The organism is Streptomyces sp. NPDC033221 (genome assembly GCF_055577005.1).
On the sequence record NZ_JBVIQN010000028.1, the window covers coordinates 19,412 to 36,336 of the forward strand.

At 70.5% G+C, this 16,925-nt stretch carries 16 protein-coding genes and 2 pseudogenes; 10 read left to right on the forward strand and 8 right to left on the reverse strand.

From position 1 onward, the window contains the following. The first annotated feature begins 61 nt into the window (after positions 1-61). The 4 genes from ACZ53K_RS29955 to ACZ53K_RS29970 are packed head-to-tail and all read left to right on the forward strand — an operon-like array spanning position 62 to position 5,356. The gene (locus ACZ53K_RS29955) at positions 62-1,660 is read left to right on the forward strand and encodes an ABC transporter substrate-binding protein (protein WP_468842523.1); all 1,599 of its coding nucleotides are present in this window, start codon (positions 62-64) and stop codon (positions 1,658-1,660) included. Continuing rightward, positions 1,657-2,655 (forward strand): ABC transporter permease, encoded by a 999-nt coding sequence (locus tag ACZ53K_RS29960; protein WP_468842526.1) that lies wholly within the window; start codon positions 1,657-1,659, stop codon positions 2,653-2,655. The genes ACZ53K_RS29955 and ACZ53K_RS29960 overlap by 4 nt, the downstream gene beginning before the upstream one ends. A gap of 35 nt (positions 2,656-2,690) precedes the next feature. After that, positions 2,691-3,695, forward strand: coding sequence for an ABC transporter permease subunit (locus ACZ53K_RS29965; RefSeq protein WP_468842744.1), 1,005 nt, complete (start codon positions 2,691-2,693; stop codon positions 3,693-3,695). Next, the gene (locus ACZ53K_RS29970) at positions 3,692-5,356 is read left to right on the forward strand and encodes an ABC transporter ATP-binding protein (protein WP_468842529.1); all 1,665 of its coding nucleotides are present in this window, start codon (positions 3,692-3,694) and stop codon (positions 5,354-5,356) included. Before ACZ53K_RS29965 ends, ACZ53K_RS29970 begins: the two co-directional genes overlap by 4 nt. Before the next feature lie 51 nt (positions 5,357-5,407). Here ACZ53K_RS29970 and ACZ53K_RS29975 read toward each other — a convergent pair whose 3' ends face one another. Both ACZ53K_RS29975 and ACZ53K_RS29980 read right to left on the reverse strand, forming a co-directional pair. After that, entirely contained in the window at positions 5,408-6,079 is a 672-nt protein-coding gene (locus ACZ53K_RS29975) for a class I SAM-dependent DNA methyltransferase (RefSeq protein WP_468842746.1), read from the reverse strand. A 99-nt stretch (positions 6,080-6,178) separates the two neighbouring features. Next, the gene (locus ACZ53K_RS29980; RefSeq protein WP_468842532.1) at positions 6,179-6,766 is read right to left on the reverse strand and encodes a hypothetical protein; all 588 of its coding nucleotides are present in this window, start codon (positions 6,764-6,766) and stop codon (positions 6,179-6,181) included. Positions 6,767-6,935: 169 nt separating this feature from the next. On the opposite strand from ACZ53K_RS29980, the gene ACZ53K_RS29985 reads away from it, so the two are divergent. Both ACZ53K_RS29985 and ACZ53K_RS29990 read left to right on the forward strand, forming a co-directional pair. After that, entirely contained in the window at positions 6,936-7,541 is a 606-nt protein-coding gene (locus ACZ53K_RS29985; RefSeq protein WP_468842749.1) for a chemotaxis protein CheB, read from the forward strand. A 357-nt stretch (positions 7,542-7,898) separates the two neighbouring features. Then, positions 7,899-8,309 (forward strand): Crp/Fnr family transcriptional regulator, encoded by a 411-nt coding sequence (locus ACZ53K_RS29990; protein ID WP_468842534.1) that lies wholly within the window; start codon positions 7,899-7,901, stop codon positions 8,307-8,309. Between the two features lie 85 nt (positions 8,310-8,394). Here ACZ53K_RS29990 and ACZ53K_RS29995 read toward each other — a convergent pair whose 3' ends face one another. From ACZ53K_RS29995 to ACZ53K_RS30005, 3 genes are all read right to left on the reverse strand, one after another. Further along, on the reverse strand, positions 8,395-9,543 hold the full coding sequence (locus ACZ53K_RS29995; protein ID WP_468842537.1) for a winged helix DNA-binding domain-containing protein: 1,149 nt from the start codon (positions 9,541-9,543) through the stop codon (positions 8,395-8,397). 153 nt (positions 9,544-9,696) lie between these two features. Then, positions 9,697-10,512, reverse strand: a complete 816-nt coding sequence (locus ACZ53K_RS30000; protein WP_468842540.1) for a DUF4253 domain-containing protein — start codon at positions 10,510-10,512, stop codon at positions 9,697-9,699. A gap of 133 nt (positions 10,513-10,645) precedes the next feature. Then, positions 10,646-11,494 carry an alpha/beta fold hydrolase gene (locus ACZ53K_RS30005; RefSeq protein WP_468842543.1) on the reverse strand — a complete coding sequence of 283 codons (849 nt, stop codon included), beginning with the start codon at positions 11,492-11,494 and terminating at the stop codon, positions 10,646-10,648. Positions 11,495-11,589: 95 nt separating this feature from the next. Here ACZ53K_RS30005 and ACZ53K_RS30010 point away from each other — a divergent pair, with 95 nt between their 5' ends. Then, a complete protein-coding gene (locus ACZ53K_RS30010) occupies positions 11,590-12,576 on the forward strand; it encodes a LysR family transcriptional regulator (RefSeq protein WP_468842546.1) in 987 nt (328 codons plus the stop codon). Between the two features lie 92 nt (positions 12,577-12,668). On the opposite strand, the gene ACZ53K_RS30015 is transcribed toward ACZ53K_RS30010, so the two are convergent. After that, positions 12,669-13,202, reverse strand: coding sequence for a MarR family winged helix-turn-helix transcriptional regulator (locus ACZ53K_RS30015; RefSeq protein WP_468842548.1), 534 nt, complete (start codon positions 13,200-13,202; stop codon positions 12,669-12,671). Between the two features lie 210 nt (positions 13,203-13,412). Between ACZ53K_RS30015 and ACZ53K_RS30020 the strand changes: the two genes are divergently transcribed. Then, positions 13,413-14,792 (forward strand): FAD-dependent oxidoreductase, encoded by a 1,380-nt coding sequence (locus tag ACZ53K_RS30020; RefSeq protein WP_468842551.1) that lies wholly within the window; start codon positions 13,413-13,415, stop codon positions 14,790-14,792. A 47-nt stretch (positions 14,793-14,839) separates the two neighbouring features. Here ACZ53K_RS30020 and ACZ53K_RS30025 read toward each other — a convergent pair whose 3' ends face one another. Both ACZ53K_RS30025 and ACZ53K_RS30030 read right to left on the reverse strand, forming a co-directional pair. Continuing rightward, entirely contained in the window at positions 14,840-14,989 is a 150-nt protein-coding gene (locus ACZ53K_RS30025) for a hypothetical protein (RefSeq protein ID WP_468842554.1), read from the reverse strand. Between the two features lie 157 nt (positions 14,990-15,146). Beyond that, positions 15,147-15,338: a hypothetical protein gene (locus ACZ53K_RS30030; protein ID WP_468842556.1), complete on the reverse strand. Its 192-nt coding sequence runs from the start codon at positions 15,336-15,338 to the stop codon at positions 15,147-15,149. Between the two features lie 696 nt (positions 15,339-16,034). Here ACZ53K_RS30030 and ACZ53K_RS30035 point away from each other — a divergent pair. Further along, positions 16,035-16,347 (forward strand): annotated as a pseudogene (locus ACZ53K_RS30035) (MerR family transcriptional regulator); the annotation flags it as partial. 92 nt (positions 16,348-16,439) lie between these two features. Next, positions 16,440-16,616 (forward strand): annotated as a pseudogene (locus tag ACZ53K_RS30040) (hemolysin III family protein); the annotation flags it as partial. Positions 16,617-16,925: the final 309 nt, after the last annotated feature.

The window sequence follows — 16,925 nt, forward strand, 5'->3', positions numbered from 1 at the left end:
TCCTGCGTCCCGTCCCCGCTCTTCGCTCACCCTCACCCACTCACACGAGGCGAGACCCACCATGACCGACTTCCCTTCCCCCGAACCGGCCGACGACGGGTTCCCCGGACCGCGCCGGCGCGCCTTCCTGGCGGCGACCGCGGGCGTCACGGCCGCCGCGGGCCTGGTCCTGGCCGGCTGCGGCACCGGGACCGGCCCGTCGGGCACCGGCGGCGGCACGCCCCGGCGCGGCGGACGGCTGCGCGCCGCCTTCGCCGGTGGCGGCGCTTCCGAGACCCTCGACCCGCACCTGGGCAACCTCTTCGCCGACGCCGCCCGCGCCAAGGCCCTCTACGACAAGCTGGCCGACTGCGGTACCGACATGGCCGCCCGCCCGCGCCTGGCCGCCAAGTGGGAGCCCAACGACACCCTCGACCGCTGGCGGATCACCCTGCGCAAGGCGTCCTTCCACAACGGCAAGCCGGTCACCGCCGAAGACGTCCTCTACAGCTTCCGCCGCATAGCCGACCCCAAGAAGGCCTACCGCGCCAAGGCGTCCCTGGAACCCATCGACCTGGCCGCCAGCCGGGCGGTGTCCCCGGACACGGTCGAGTTCCGGCTCAAGCGTCCGACCGCCGAATTCCCCAACGCACTGGCCGCGTTCGGCGCGTACATCATCCCCAACGGCACGACCACCGCGGACTTCGCCAAGCCCGTCGGCTCCGGCCCGTTCCGCTTCGTCTCCTTCGCGCCGGGCCGCTCCTGCGTCGTCAAGCGCAACGACGCCTACTGGGACGGCGCCCCGCACCTGGACGAGCTGGAGTTCGTCGTCGCCAACGAGGAGTCCGCGCGCATCAACGCGCTGCTCGGCGGCCAGGTCGAGTACGCCCACGAACTCAACCCCACCACCGCGCGCGCCCACGAGGGCAAGGGCCAGATCGAGATCGTACGGCTGCGCAACAGCGCCATGCAGTCCTTTGCGATGAAGACCGACCGCGCCCCCTTCGACGACAAGCGGGTCCGCGAGGCGTTCTTCCTCATCGCCGACCGCAAGGAACTCCTCGACGGCGCGCTCTCCGGCGCCGGCGAGATCGGCAACGACCTGTTCGGGAAGGGGTACGAGTACTACGCCGCCGACCTGCCGCAGCGCCACCAGGACCTCGACCGGGCCCGCCACCTCCTCAAGCAGGCCGGCGCCGACGACCTGCGCGTCACCCTCGACACCTCGCCCGTCGCCGCCGGATTCACCGAGGCGGCCGGCATCTTCCGCGACCAGGCCGCCAAGGCGGGCGTGACCGTTCAGGTGAAGTCCGGCAGCAAGGACAGCTACTGGAGCGACATCCTCGACTCCGGAACCCTGTGCTGCTACCGCTCCGGCGCCATGCCCATCGAGTCGCACTTCTCGCAGCGGCTGCTGACCGGCTCGACGACCAACGCCACCAAGTGGCACCACAAGGACTTCGACGCCCTGTACCAGCAGGCCCAGTCCACCAAGGACAAGAAGGAGCGGGCGGCGGTGTACGGGCGGATGCAGCGCCGTCTGTACACCGAGGGCGGCTTCCTGGTGTGGGGCTTCGCGGACTGGATCGTCGGCACGTCGCGCCGGGTGCACGGTGTGGCGCACGACGCGCCCGCCAACACCCTCGACTGGGCCCGCTTCGACAAGGTGTGGCTGGCGTGACGGCGGTTCTCGTGCCGTCCCGGGCGCGGGCGGGCGCCGTGCCGGCGGCGCTCCGCTCCTGGCTCGCACGCCGGCTGCTGCTCGGTGTCGCCCAGTCCGCCGCCGTTGTACTGCTGGTTTTCGCGCTCACCGAGGCACTGCCCGGGGACGCCGCCGTCGCCCTGGCGGGCGACCAGCCCGACCCGGCCCGCATCGCGGCCATCCGTACAGAGCTGGGCCTGGACCGGCCGGCCGCCGAACGGCTCGCCGACTGGGTACTCGGGCTGCTGCACGGCGACCTCGGCACTTCGCTGACCTCCGGCCGCCCCGTCGCGACCTACCTCGCCGACGGCTTCGGGCCCACCCTGCTGCTCGCCGCCATCACCGTGGTGCTGCTGGTGCCGGCCGGGGTCGGGCTCGGCGTCCTGGCCGCGCGCCGCGAAGGCTCCCTGGCGGACCGGCTGGTCAGCTCCACGACCCTCGCGGTGTACGCCGTACCGGAGTTCGCCCTCGGCGTGCTGCTGGTCACCCTCTTCGCGCTCCGGCTGGGCTGGCTGCCGCCGACCGCCGTCGGCTCCGGCGGCGACCTGCTCGCCCAGCCGGCCGTCCTCGTCCTGCCCGTCCTCGTGCTGCTCTCCCGCCCGGTGTGCTCGATCAGCCGCCTGGTACGGGCCGGAATGATCGATGCGCTGCGCTCCCCGTACGCCCGGCAGGCGGCCCGCTACGGACTGTCGCCCGCGCGCGTCCGGTACGCGCACGCCCTGCCGAACGCCCTCGCGCCCGCCGCCCAGCAGCTCGCCCGTACCGTCGACTGGCTGCTGTGCGGAGTGATCGTCGTCGAGGCGCTGTTCGTCATCCCCGGCCTGGGCACCGTCCTGCTGAACGCGGTCGCCGAACGCGACGTCCCCGTGGTCCAGGGCCTGGCCGTGGTCTTCGGCGTCATCGCCGTACTCCTCAACCTCGGCGCGGACCTGGTCGCCCGCCGGCTCGCGCCACGGGCGGGGGTGGCGGCCTGATGACGAAGCTTCACGGGAAGACGGTGCGGGGCGCGATGGCTAGCGGGACTCCCATGTCTTCTGGGCCTTCTGGGCCTCCTGGGGCTCGCGGCAGGGTGGTGCGGTGGCCCGGACCGGCCGGGCTCCTGATCGCCGGCGTTCCCCTCCTCCTCGCGCTCCTCGGGCCGCTGCTCGCGGGAGAACCCGGACCACGCGCCGCGTCCTTCACCCTCGGAGGCGGCCACTGGCTCGGCACCGACTTCGTCGGCCGCGACGTCTGGCGGCAGATCCTGCTCGGCGGACAGTCGGTCGTGCTCGTCGCCCTGGCCGCCACCGCCCTCGCCTACGCGATCGCCGTCCCGCTGGGTCTCGCCGCCGCCCTCACCCACCGCACCTGGCTCGAAGAACTGCTGATGCGCCCGCTGGACGTGCTGCTCGCGGTGCCGTCACTGCTGCTGATCCTGCTGGTCGCCGCGGTCTTCTCACCGGACGCCGCCGGGCTCGCGCTGCTGGTGGCGCTCGTCAACATTCCGGACGCGGCCCGGATCGTACGCGCCGCCGCGTCGGAGGCGGCCGCCCGACCCGCCGTCGAGGCGCTGCGTATGCAGGGCGAGACCTGGTGGCGTACGGCGATCGGCTACGTCGGCAGGTCGGCGCTGCGCACCTTCGCCGCCGACGCGGGTGTCCGGCTGACCGGCGTGCTCTACCTCGTCGCCACCGCCGCGTTCCTGGGCGTGGGCGTCGAACCGGACGCGGCGGACTGGGCGGTCATGGTCGACCGCAACCGAACCGGCCTGTTCGTACAGCCGTGGGCTGTGGTGGTACCGGCGCTGCTGATCGTGGCGCTGTCGATGGGCGGGAACCTGGTGGTCGACTCGGTACTGGAGGGAGCAAAGGGGGAGCAGGGGGAGAAGCGAAAGGTGAAGCGATGGTGGAGGCGAGGGAGGCGGTGGGCGGTACGGGGGCACCGCGCGTCTCCGACGCCCGCGACCGCACCACCGGCCGCCCGAGCGGCAGCGCCCGGACACCACCCCCATGACACCGAGGAGGGCCGCCGGTGAACACGGCAGCGAACGTCGTAGCCGAGGTCGAGGACCTACGCGTGGAGGTCGGCGGCCGGGCCGTCGTCGACGGAGTGAGCCTGCGGGTCCGCGCGGGCACGGTCACCGCACTGGTCGGCGCCTCCGGCAGCGGCAAGACCACGACCGGCCTCGCCCTGCTCGGCGCCTACCCGGCGGGCGCCCGCGTCTCCGGCACGGTCACCGTCACGGACGGCCTGGTCGGTCACGTGCCACAGCACCCGGCGGCGGTCCTCAACCCCGCACGCCGGGCCGGTGCCCTGCTGGCCGACATCGCCCGCACGCAAGTACGCCACCTGCCGCGCCGCGAACGCGCCCGGGCCGCCGAATCGCGTATCACCGAAGCGCTGACCCAGGCCCAACTCGCCGACCCGGCAGAGATGCTGCGCCGCTACCCGCACCAGCTGTCCGGCGGCCAGCAGCAGCGCGTCGTACTCGCCCAGGCCCTGCTGCTGGGTGCCCGCATCGTCGTCGCCGACGAACCGACCACCGGCCAGGACGCCCTCACCAAGCGCCGTATCGTTGCGGAACTGACGTCCGTCGTGCGGCAGGGCATCGGCGTCCTGCTGCTGAGCCACGACCTGGACGTGGTGCGCGAACTGGCCGACGAAGTCGTCGTGCTGCGGGAGGGCCGGGTGGTCGAAGCGGGGCCCGTGGAGCAGATGGTCACGGGGGCGCAGCAGGCGTGGACGCGGGAGCTGTTCGGGGAGGGGGAGGAGGGTACGGCGCAGGAGCAGGAGGAGGAACCCCATCCCGCCGCTGTCTCTCCGGGCTCCATCCCCGCCCCTGTTCCCGCCCCCGTTCTGGAGGTCCGGGGCCTGACGGCCCGCCACCTCGGCGCCCGCTCCCGCACCCGCTCCCGTTTCGGTTCCCGATTCGATTCCCGTTCCTCCGGCGGTGTGGACGTCCTGCGCGACGTCTCCCTCCCCGTACGGCCTGGTCAACGCATTGCTGTCGTCGGCCGCTCCGGCAGTGGCAAGACCACGCTCGGCCGGTGTCTGGCCGGGCTGCACCGTACGTACGAGGGCGAGGTCCACCTCGACGGCGTGCCGCTGCCACGCAGCCTGCGTGACCGAAGCCCCGCGCAACTGGCAGCAGTGCAGTACGTGTTCCAGGACGCGCAGGCGTCCTTCGACGAACACCGCACGCTGCTGGCCCAGGTCGCCCGCACGGCGGTCCGCCTGCGCGGAGCCGAACCAGCGGACGCCGCGCGGGAGGCGGAGGCGCTGCTCGCCGAGGTCGGGCTCGGCGAGCAGCACATCCACAGTCGCCCCGGGCGGCTCTCCGGCGGCGAACTCCAGCGCGCGGCACTCGCCCGCGCCCTGCTCGCTCGCCCCCGCGTCCTGGTCTGCGACGAGATCACGTCGGGCCTGGACACGGTCACCCGACGAGGCATCCTCGCCGTTCTGGACCGGCTGCTTCGTGAACAGCCGGATCTGGCACTGGTGTGGATCACCCACGACCTGAACACGGCGGCCCGGGCCGACCAGATCTTGGTGCTGGACGCGGGCGATGTCGTCGAACAGGGCCCCGCCACCCGCGTCCTCACCGCGCCCAGCCATCCCTTCACGGCGTCTCTCGTCGAAGCGTCGGGGATTCGGCGCCGGGCCGACCGGGGAGCGCGGGCGGCCTCCCGGACATAGGCCGGGACGTAGGGCCAACGGGGTGTGGGTGGAGGTCGGCCGGGACCCGTGCTACGCGGCGCTGTCCGCGACCGGCTTGCGGGCCATGAGGCATGCCTGCGCCGTCCGTTCGGCGAACTTGCCCTCGTCGGGCTCGCGCACCAGGCGGGCACGTACGGGCAGGCCCGCCTGGTCCAGCAGGGCGGCCATCCGGTCCGGCTGCCGCCGGTGGAAGTCGAGCGAGATACGCCGGCCGAAGGCCTCCTCCAGGCGCAGCGGCTCGTCGCCCACCTGGAAGGCGGTCAGCAAATGGCCGCCGGGCGCGAGCACCCGGTGGAACTCGTCGAACGCTTTCGGCAGCAGCTCCAGAGGCACGTGAATGGTCGAGTACCAGGCCACGATGCCGCCGAGACTGTTGTCAGGCAGGTCGAGGGCCAACATGGAACCTTCATCGAAGCGCAGCTCCGGATGCTGGCGGCGGGCCACCGCGAGCATCCCCGGCGACAGGTCGATACCGGAGACGGACAGACCCAAGCCGGCCAGATGCGCGGTCACCCGGCCGGTGCCGCACCCCACGTCGGCCACAGGCCCGTCACCGGCAGCCCGCACCATGTCGGCGAATCCGGCGAGCATCGCCCGCTCCAGCGGCTTCGCGTCCAGTTCGCCGTGCGCAAACGCGACGTAATCGTCGGCCATGGCGTCATAGGACGCCCGGGTGTCCTGCAAAAAGTCCGGTTCGGTCATGTCAGTCATGAGGCAGGACCCTACTGCGAACACCACAGCCCCCACGCTACGGCCTGACCCTCAACTCCGGTCTGGCTCCCGCCCCCCCCACCTACTCCCTCAGCCGTCCTGATGGGCGGCCCGGGCGGCGTCGATGAAATCCTCCAGCGCCTGCCAAAAGGGGGAGAAGGCGGTGCCGAACTCCTCCTGGGCATCGGTGTCGCCCTCCATGGCGGCCTTGACGCACCGGTAGAACGTGCGCGTCGTCCGCTGGAGCGCCAGCGCGGCGGCCGCCGCCTCGGGCGGGCCCTCCAGCTCGACGACCCGGGCGCAGCGGCGGATCTTCGCGTACTCGGCGATCTCCCGGTCGTGCAATTCCTTGAGCACATCCACCGCACCACCGGCGGCACCACCGCCACTACCGTTGCTCCCGTTCCCGTTCCCGGTGCTACTGCCACCCGCACCGTTGCGCAGGACGGCCAGGATCTCCCAGTAGAGCTCGCCGAGACGGTGCGTCTGCTCGATCAGATCGAGGTACGCGGTCCGCCGGCTCTCCCGCAGCCGCTCGGTACGCTGCGCACGGGCGGCGATCTCCGCCTGAATCCGCGCGGCCCGCGTACTGCCCCGGTCGGCCACCCAGCTCGCGAGTACGGCGGTACCGCCCGTCACCGCCGCAATGGCCAGAGTCCACACAGTGCTGTCACCCACGCGACGCCACCCTACCGAGCCGCCGGAGCTGCTCCGTGGCCGCCAACCGCCGCCGCAGTAATTCGCGACATCCTCGACCGCACCCGACTCTGTGTGCGGTGCCGGGCATTGCGCTGGTGCGGTGTTCGGTACCGTTCAGAAAACTTCCGCTGCCTTCGACGTGGTCTGTATGACCGCGTCGCTCGGCGGTGTGAGTGCATACCGCGAGATCCTCGCGGCGCTGCCCGAGACCTTCCCTGCCGCGGTGGTGCTGGTGCAGCACCGGCCGGTGCGGGAGCAGGACGGGCTGGTGGGGGTGCTCCGATACCGTTCGACGCTACCGGTGCGGCTGCTGGAGGACGGCGACCAGCTGGCCGCGGGCATCGCCCACGTCATGCCGGCGGGGCAGTGGGCCGCCTTCACGTCCGAGGGCAAGGTGTCGCTGCACGCCGCGGACGGCCACCGTTCGGCGGATCCGATGTTCGCTTCCGCCGCGGCCGCATTCGGCCCCCGGCTGCTGGCGGCGGTACTGACCGGACGCCTGGAAGACGGGGCTCTGGGGGTGCGCCACGTCCGTGGCGCGGGGGGCCGGGTGCTCGCCCAGGACATCACCACGGCGGGAGCCTTCGGTATGCCGAGCGCCGCGATGGCCACCGGCTGCATAGACTTCGTGCTGCCCCTGCCGGTGCTGGCTCACGCGCTGGTCAGCCTGGTGATGGTGCCGGGTGCCGCGGGCCTGATGCGGGTAGCACTGCCGCCCTGGGCGGCAGTGCTACCACCGGCGGTCGCCACTTGACCACGGGTTGAAAGGCGGGCATACCATGGCAAGCGGCGCAAGCGGTTCGTACGACATCAAAGGCAATCGCATCCTTGCCGCACTGCCGGAGGCCGAGCAACGGCGCAACGGCGACTACAGGCCAACCTGGAGCCGGTTGAGCTGAGCACCGGAGACCTGCTGTACCGGCCGGGGGAGCGGATCGAAGCCGTCTGGTTCCCCCTCCTGGGCGTCTGCTCGATCCTCGCCGAGCTGGACGGGCCGGCCATCGAGGTCGCCACCGTCGGCGACGAGGGCATGGTCGGTCTCCCGGTGTTCCTGGGGGCCGGCAGCCCGACGGAGCGGGCCGTGTGCCAGGTCGCCGGGTTCGGGCTACGGATGGACGCCGACCAGTTCCGTCACGAGATCGCCGTATTGGACGGGCAATTGCAACAGACGTTGCAACGGTTCACCCAGTCCATGTTCACCCAGCTGGCACGCAACGCAGGTTGCAACTGCAGCCACCGCACTCGGCAGCGGTGCGCCCGCTGGTTGCTCATGACCGCCGACCGAATGCACAGCAACCAGTTCTCCCTGACGCAGAAATTTCTCGCCCAGATGCTCACGGTCCGCAGGTCCTCGGTCAGCGAAGTCGCGGGCGCCCTGGCCGAGGACGGTTGCATCACCTACAGCCGCGGCACCATCACCATCCTGGACCGCGACCGCCTCGAAGAGAACGCCTGTGGCTGCTACCGCGTCATCCGTGAGGCCATCGACGCCACATTCCCGCAGGCCGCGAGAGAGGCGTGACACGGCGTGAACGTCTGCGCCGGGCCGCGGCGCGGTGTTCGTCCTCAGCTTCCGCGACGACAACACCAGCCGGTCGCTCTGCTGCTCAGGCGCCGGGCAGCAGCCGTGTTTCGGCGGCCGGGAGGCCCTTGGCCCACCAATGGTCGTAGCGGCGGTAAACGGTGGGGGCGTGATCGGCCAGGAAGGCCACGAGCGACCTGGCCTCTGCGGCCAGCCCTTCCCAGACCTCGCTCGGCAGGGGATGGAACGCGGTGGCCTCAATGCCTCCGTCGGCGGGGCGCCAAACCCCCGCGACGTAGCCGTCGACCAGCAAGGTGGGCAGCACGTCACCGTTCATACGGATCACGAGCTTGCGGTACGCGGGGGGAATGACGCGGCTGCGGTCGGCGTAGGCGAGCAGGGTGCTGTCCCACATCGCCATCAGCCTGGGCGGAGCCGGGGTGTCCTCGGCGGGCCGGGGCGCGCCGGGGAGGTCGTACAGCACCGTGCCTTCGAGGCCTTCCAGTTGTACGAGATCGTCGGCGAGCGCCTGCAACGCCGCTTTGGCCCGGGCCCGCGGTACCAGCGAGAACTGGGCCATGTCCGCCACCGATGCCGGCCCGAATCCCGCCAGGTAGCGGCGCACCAGGGACTGCAAACCTGCCGTGGCAGCGCCGGGATCCGCCAGCGCCGGCCGTGTGCTTGCCGCGATATATGCCTGCCGGGTGCCGAACGACCACGGTACGTCCGCGGGCGCGTGCCACATGGGCACGTACTGACGCAGCATGCGCCAGGCGGACTGCTCCAGCGGCGCGCCGAGCCGCTCTTCGAGGCGGCCCTGCAGATCGGCGGTGGTGCGCGGCTGATCGGCGTACTTGAGCAGTTCCGGGACGAGTGCGTCGATGTCGGCCGCCGTCAGCCCGGACGCCCTGAAACGGGTGTCGCCGAGTCTCGACGCGCGCAGCGTCGGCTCCATGGCCTCGCGGAACGGCTGATAGTCCGCGGCGTGCACCATGTGCAACGTGATGCGCATGAGTGTGGCCTTGACCGCCTGCAAGCCGGCCACGGCAGCGTCGAGGTCGGCCGGGGTGAAGCCGGCGATCCGGTTCCAGAGTGCGATGTACGGCGAGGCAGGCTGCTGTGCTTGCAGGGCGACCACTTGCCGCAACGCGTCGGTGACGCCGGCCGGCTCGCGACCGAGCAGCAACTGCCTGGCCAGCGTGGAGCGGTTGAGGGAACGCGCAGTGATCACCATGCGGGGATTCTGCCGCCTTGCCGAGCCGTGGAGAAAGCCGTCCGCTGCACTGTTCTGGGTTCGAGGAGAACGAGGAGCCGACGTCAGAGGCCGGGACATCGGCTCCGTACATCAGAGATCGCGGCCGGGCCGGGCGGCTGGACGGTCAGCCGGTCAGTCCCACCAGAACTCCCAGTTGCCGACGCCTATGAGACGTTCGGCGTACGAGGCGAGGGAGGAGTGGGCTCCCTGCCAGATGGTGTCCGGGCAGAAGGCGAAGTGTTCCGCGGCGACGAGCAGGGCGTCCTCCTTGGTCGTCGGTGGTGCGGCGATGCTGAGGTGCAGGGTGGCGAAACCGGCCGCCACCACGCGGGCGCCGAAGCGCCGTTCCCAGTCTCGGAGCACTGCTGAGTACTTGGCGGTGTCGTTCTCGTAGTTCGCGGGACCGCTCCAGCCGACGGCCGTCAGGGCGTCGGCTCCGCTGTCCGCGGCGACGAGCCCAAGGCGTACGTGCGGCCTGCGCACGGCGAAGAGCTGGGCGAAGCCGGCGGCCACCTTGTCCGGGTCCACCGACGGCTCCCGACCGGGCGCGATCCCCGGCCACGCCTGCCCGAAGGGGGCGTTGGCGGCCGGGGCGCCGCCCTCCGACAGCGGGCCCTCGCCATCGTCCTCATGGGCGTGCTTCCCCCACCATGCGGCGAGGAGATCAGCGGGGGAGTGAGCCTGCGGTGAAGACATGGCTTTGGGATACAGCTCGCCCGAGGACCAGGGCCGGAACTCGTCGCTGCCACCCGAGTCGAGGGAGTCGAGCAGCAGGGGCCACAAACCGGACGTGGTGTGCGCGGTCCGCAGCTGCGCCCACAGGTCGCCGGAGACGGCGTCATCGCTCAGCCACAAGGCTTCCGCGTCACCGGCACCCTCGTCGGAGACGATCACCCGGCCGGGCGGGAGGGTGATGTCGGCGGGCAGCCGAAGCAGTTCGATGTTCACACTTGAATGCTACGGCCGAGGTATGACAACACCCTGGGCGTGAGCCCCGAAATCCTTGCGGGGTAAGGCCGGGGCGGGGGCTGGGGGGAGGTGAGGTGGCAGGGAGCAGGGGCGCACCCGCGCCGGTACGGCCTCACGGAACAAGAGCCGCGGCCAGCTCCCGTGGCCGTGCGGCGAACGGGCTGTGGCTGCCCGGAAGCGTGCGTACGGTGAACGGGTCGGCGGGCGCGGCCCGGTCGGCCTCCGCGATCATGAGGTCCTGCACGGCCGGAGTCAGCGCCCGGTCGTCCGCGCAGCGCAGGAACGTCCGCGGGATCCGCCCCCATCGCGTCGCGGTGACGACGACCGGGGAGCCGACGACGGCCAGCGGCAGGTCGGTGGTCAGCAGGGAGCGCCAGCGGTCGAAGCGGTCCCGGGGCGTGTCCTGGTAGTGGGTCTGCCGCAGGGCCTCGACGTAGGCAGGATCGGGTGAGAGCGGGTTGATCCGTACCGCGCCCAAAGCATCCGGGTCGCCCAGTGGGAGATTCTGCCCCAGCGCGGTGGCGTTCTCGGGTGAGCCGATGTAGTCGGAGAACCGCGGCCGCCCACCGGGTACGAAGGCGGTCAGATAGACGATCCTGTCGACGAGTTCGGGCGCCCGCTCGGCGGCCAGCGACGCGGGGCCGCCGCCCGCGCTGTGGGCGACGAGCACGACGTCCCGGTAGTGGCGGCGGACCTGCCGCAGTGTGACCAGCACGGCTTCGGCGCAGGCGTCCATCGTCACGGTGGCGAGCCTGGACGTCTCCGTCAGGAGACCGGGCTGGCCGGGCAGCAGGTAGCCGGTGGGCAGCGGCGCGTCGGGACCGTGCCCGGGCAGGTCGACGGCCACGCTCGCCGCGCCGAGTCCGGCGAGGGCGCGCTGAGTCGGGGCCCAGTGTGCGGAGCTGTGCCAGGCGCCGTGCACGAAGACGAAGACGGTGCCGGTCAGGGAGTGGTTGGTCATGTCTCCATCCCAGATGGCAGCCACGGCGTCATCCAGCGGAAGATCTGAGAAGCTGAGTGCCGATACTTCTGAGATATCGCCGGAGGCTGTACGTCATGGAAGCGCGGCATCTGCGGTACGCGCTGGCTCTCGCCGAGCACGCGCACTTCGGCCGGGCCGCCGCCGCCCTGGGGATCGCGCAGCCGCCGCTGTCCAAGCAGATCGCCGACCTTGAGCGGGACGTCCAGGCCCGGTTGTTCGACCGCACGCGCCGGGGCGTGTTCCCGACCGCCGCCGGCGAGGCGTTTCTCGCGCGGGCACGCCGGGCGCTCGACGAGATGACGGCGGCCGCGGCGGACGCGGGCCGGGCCGCGCGTGGCGAGACGGGCCGACTGCGCCTGGGCTTCATCGCCTCGGCGCTCCTCGAACCCCTGCCGGCCGTCCTGGGACGGTTCGGTCGCGAGCGGCCCGACGTACGGCTGGAACTGCACGAGATGGCGACCAGCCGCAGCACCGCCGCCCTCACCTCCGGGGAACTGGATGTGGCGATCACCCTCGGCTCTCCACGGGGAGCAGGGGCTGAGCATTTCGTGTCCGTACCGATCGGACATGACCACTTGGTCGCCGTCGTGAGTACCGCTCACCCCTATGCGGGGCGTCCGGCGGTGAGCGTGGACCAGCTACGGCAGCAGCCGCTGATCGTGGCGCCCGGAGAGGACGAGCCCACCATCTCCGCCGGGCTGCGTGCGCTGCTGGGTGAGGATTCCAGGGCGCTGTGCGGCGCGACCGTCGCACGGGACATTCACACGATCATCGGCCTCGCCGCCTCCGGTGTGGGCGTCGGTCTGGGGCCGTCCCGTATGGCGGCGGCCCCGCGTCCGGGGACGTGGCTGTGCGAGGTGACGCCGCGTACGCCCCTGCCTTCTCTCGTCCTGTCCTTCACCGCCCGGGACCGGTCCCCGGTGCTGAGCGCCTTCCTCGACACCATCCGCCAGAACTGTCCCGACGTCGGTGCCGCACTCGACCACCGGCTCGGCCCGCACCGGCAGCCGCAGGGGCGCGGGTCCGCGATGCCGTGTGAGGGGGCGCACCCGGGGCGGTGATCCGCCTCCTCCTGGGGGCCGCCGGGGAGTTGCCGCCGATGCCGTGCTGTGGCAGGTACGGGCGAGTCGAGAGCTCTGTGGGGTGCGGGGGCTCAGTCCCCGTTGGCCAGGCGTGCCGCGTGGTCCCGTTGCTGACGCGTGGCGAAGCGGAGGAAGGCGACCATCTCTCCCAAGGTTCCCGCGTCGAGGCCGCGCAGATACTCCGCCCCCTCGCTCGCGATGGGCGCGAAGATCTCGGTGACCATCGCCCAGCCCTTCTCGGTCGGCTCCACGATGACCCGGCGCCGGTCGGCCGTGTCGCGGGCGCGGGTCGCGTAACCGGAACGTTCGAGCCGGTCGATGGCGGTGGTGACACCGCCGGTGGTCAGGCCGGCGGCGGTGGCGAGGTCGCTGGGGCTCATGGGGGAGGGGCCGAAGAGCAGGTCGAGGCAGCGCAGGTCGGTGCGGTTGAGCCCGAGCCGGTCCGCGACCCGCTGGTCGAGGGTGTCGGCCGAGCGCTGGAACTCCTGCATGACCAGGCCGAATTCCTCGATGAGCCGCTCCCGCTCCGCGGCCGGGTGTCCGTTCTCAGGTGCCTGTCCAGGCTGGTGTTCCGGTGTCTGCTCCGGCGCTCGTTTCGCTGTCACGTCCGATCCTCTCCCCGGTTTCACTTGAAATTCTAGCTACCTGCTCCGTACAGTCGGTTCAGCTGGTCGCTAGAAAATCTAGTGACTAGAAGTTCAGACTCTCGCGAGGCGCGGATGCGCCCGCCCGCGCTATGCCGTCAGGTGCGCCGCACAACGCCTCGGCCCGCCTCGGCCCGTAAGAGATTCCAAACCACAAGGAAGCAAACCGACATGACCGACTTACCGTTCCACGTCATCATCATCGGCGGTGGCACCGGCGGCATGGCCCTGGCGCACGGCCTCAAGCGCGCCGGAATCAGCTTCGCGGTCTACGAGCGCGAGCAGACCCGCAGCACCGGCCTGCACGGATACCGCGTGGGCATCAACCCCGACGGCAGCCGGGCGCTGAAGTACCTGCTGCCACCCGAGCTGTTCGACACCTTTCTCGCCACCTGTGCCCGGGCGCCGAAGTACTTCAGCTTCCTCAAGGAGGATCTGGAGCCCAGCCTCACCCTGGACATCGTCGCGAGCGACGACCCCGTCAACAACGAGAAGTCCGTGAGCCGGATGACCCTCCGGCAGGTGCTGCTGACCGGCATCGAGGGCGAGGTCCACTTCGGCAAGGCCTTCACGCACTACGAAAAGGAGGACGACGGCCGGGTCACCGCGTACTTCGAGGACGGCACCCACGCCACAGGTGACCTGCTCGTCGCCGCCGACGGCTCCAACTCCCGTGTGCGCCGGCAGTACCTGCCGCACTCACGGGTCAAGGACGCCGGCATCATCTCCGTCACCGCCAAGGTCCCGATCACCCCGGAGACCAAAGCGCTGATCCCGTCCAAGGTCTTCCAGGGCATCGGTCTGGTCGTCGCACCCAGGGGATACAGCTGCATCCTGCACACCATGGAGTTCGGCTGGGACCGGGAGGGCCGGATCAAAAGCGGCATCGGCGGCAACGACGCCGAACTCATCAAGCAGTGGCCCGGGCTGCTCTTCGACAACACTCGCGACTACATCAACTGGGGTTTCTGGGCCTCCACCGACAAATTCCCGGCGGACGTCCTGAAGAAGACGCCGGACGAACTCATCGAACTCGTCCTCGGCATGACGCCCGACTGGAGCCCGAACCTCCGCGAACTCTTCAGCATGGGCGACCGGCAGACCGCCTTCCCCATCAACATCCGGACGTCGGTACCGATCCCGCGATGGAACGCCAGTAACGTCACCCTCATCGGCGACGCCATCCACACCATGACACCCGGTCAGGGCGTCGGTGCCAACACCTCTTTGCGCGATGCGGCCCGGTTGTGCAGTGGTCTGGTCGAATACGTCCGCGGTGATACCACGCTCTTGAAGGCCATCGACACGTACGAGGCCAAGATGGTCCGCTACGGCTTCGAAGCGGTCAAGGAGTCACTGAAGCAGACCGGCGGAGACCAGCCCGTCCACAAGCCGGTCCTCGGCCGGGCCGTCCTGGCGTTCATGCGGGGTTACTTCTGGGTCGCCCGGCACGTCCCTGCCGTACGGGAGAAAATGGCGGAGGACCTCTACCTGGACCGCGGCGGCGACCGCGAGGATTACGGCCGACTCGTACCGCCGAACAGGACCTGACCCCCGGCAGGACCCTCGATCCGCCCACCGACTCCGCGACAGCAACGTCAGCCGCTCGTTCCGCCTTTCTTGCTGTGCCGGTCTTCCTCGCCTCTCTCGTCTTGCTGGTCTTCCCCGCCGTCCTCGGCCGACTCCACATGACGCAGGCCGGTCCTGAATTCGCCGCTTTCGACGAGCCCGTCGATGACCCGCGTCATCGACGTTATTCCGGCACCGCGGACGGTGAGACCGTCCCAGCACCAGAAGAAGCCACCGTCCAACGATTCGCATGACGCCCCTGCCCGTACGGGCAGGGGGCAACGCCCGTCGCACCGGGCGGCGCAGGTGCCGCGGCTCTACCGGCTGGAAGGGCGCTTACGGGTTTGCCGTGCCGCTGCCGTGGCGCAGGGTGTTGGTGACCGGTTCGGAGACGATCAGGGCCACGGTCTCGGCGGCCTCGGCTGCGATCGCCGGCTGCGCGAGACCTGCGGGGAAGTCCCGGGCGCTCTCGCGTGTGTCGGCGATGGATGCCGCGGATCGGACGAGGGGGACGTTGGCGCTCGTCATGTCTGTCGGGTCACCCTGGTCTCTGGGCCGTCACTGCCGGGTCCTGTCGGAGCGGCTGCCTTCCGGTCGGAGTGGGGGCCGCCGCGTGCACCTTCTGCAGCCGAGGTCAACCATCTCTCTTCCTCGTAGGCAAAAATCTGTGTCGGCCAGAGTAGACATTGGGTGCTGGTGTGGCTATGGTTTCTCTCGTAGGCGAGATCGAGCAGGGCCCGGCAGAGATGAACTGCCGGGCAGCAGTACCGCAGTACAGGCAGTTCGCGCAGGACGGTACGGTGGCGGAGTTTTGAAGCCAGGGCGATTGCATGACGGCGACGGGACTGGCGACCGGACCGGGTGGCCCGCAGTGATCAGGGGCCGCCGTGAGCAGTGACGCAAGTGCAGTTCGCAGTACCGGCAGTAGGCGGTACCCGCTTGGTAAGCAGTTCAGTTCAGAGGGAAAGAACGGAGGAGCGGCGCCATCAGGATCGCCCGGACAAAAGAACGTGAGTCCGGGTACCGCAGGACATCGATAGTGAGGTGGTCTCCGGTCACGCATCCGCGATCCCCGCACCCCGGCAGCGCTCAGGCCGGGCCTGCGGAAACAGAAGGCCGACGCGGTATTGAGGGTCGGTCGATGGTGTAGTAGTTCCTTCGGGGCCCTGGTGCCGGTACGGCGCCAGGGCCCCTCCACGCGTTCCTCAGAGAGGCGCAACGAGAGCAGACGGCTCGTTCGAGCGTCTCGATGACGACGATCATCCCGCCTACACCCATGGGCCGGGCCGCTGAGTTCTCAACACCTCCGTGGGATTCCTCCGGTCCATCGGCGAAGCCCGCCTCATCACCCCCCTGCGTTCACAGGGCGGACACCGGCGTTACCTCCCACCACCAGCGGCGCATCGCCACCCGCGCCCGGGAACTCGTCGACCAGGGCACCCTCATCGAGTCCGCCTGCCGCATCGTCATTCTTGAAGACCAGCTCGAAGAAGCCCAGCGCCTCAACGCCGCATTGTCCGGTCCGCCCGTGGCCTGAGTCAGGCGCCCGCCGGGTGCCGGCAGGTACCCGCATATTTCTGTCGGCCTGACGCGTGGACCGTTGCCTGTGGTGAGGGGGCGGAGGACTCCCTGGGTGAGAAAGTCCCGCAGGCGACCTCGGCCTGCGCCGCGTACTCGCTCAGCCGCCTGGCTGCTGTTCGCGACAAACGCCATGTACCACCGCGGTACCGGGGGCCGCTCGGCGAGGCTCTTCTGCGACGTCTGGATCACGCCGACATCTTCCTGATCATCGCGGGCACCTGCAGCACCTGCAGCACCTGGCCGTGCTTCTCCTGCTCCCCGCCGAGACTCTGACCTGTGCCGCGACCGGCTACGGGCCGATGGGGCCGGCGTCGGGCGGGGCGGGGCCACCGGAATAACCGTGTCCCCCCGAGCCGTGAACAGCGTCCATTTTCCCTGCAGCGCCACGCTCCAGGTGGGGCAATATCTGTGACCGCGAGATGAGAGTTCAAGCCGCCGCGCGGGGAGTGTATTTACGGCAACCAACAGAGTGGGGTTATTTACCGTGCGTGGGCCGCCACCTCATGCTACCGTCGTCCCTAGTTGCAGTTGTGG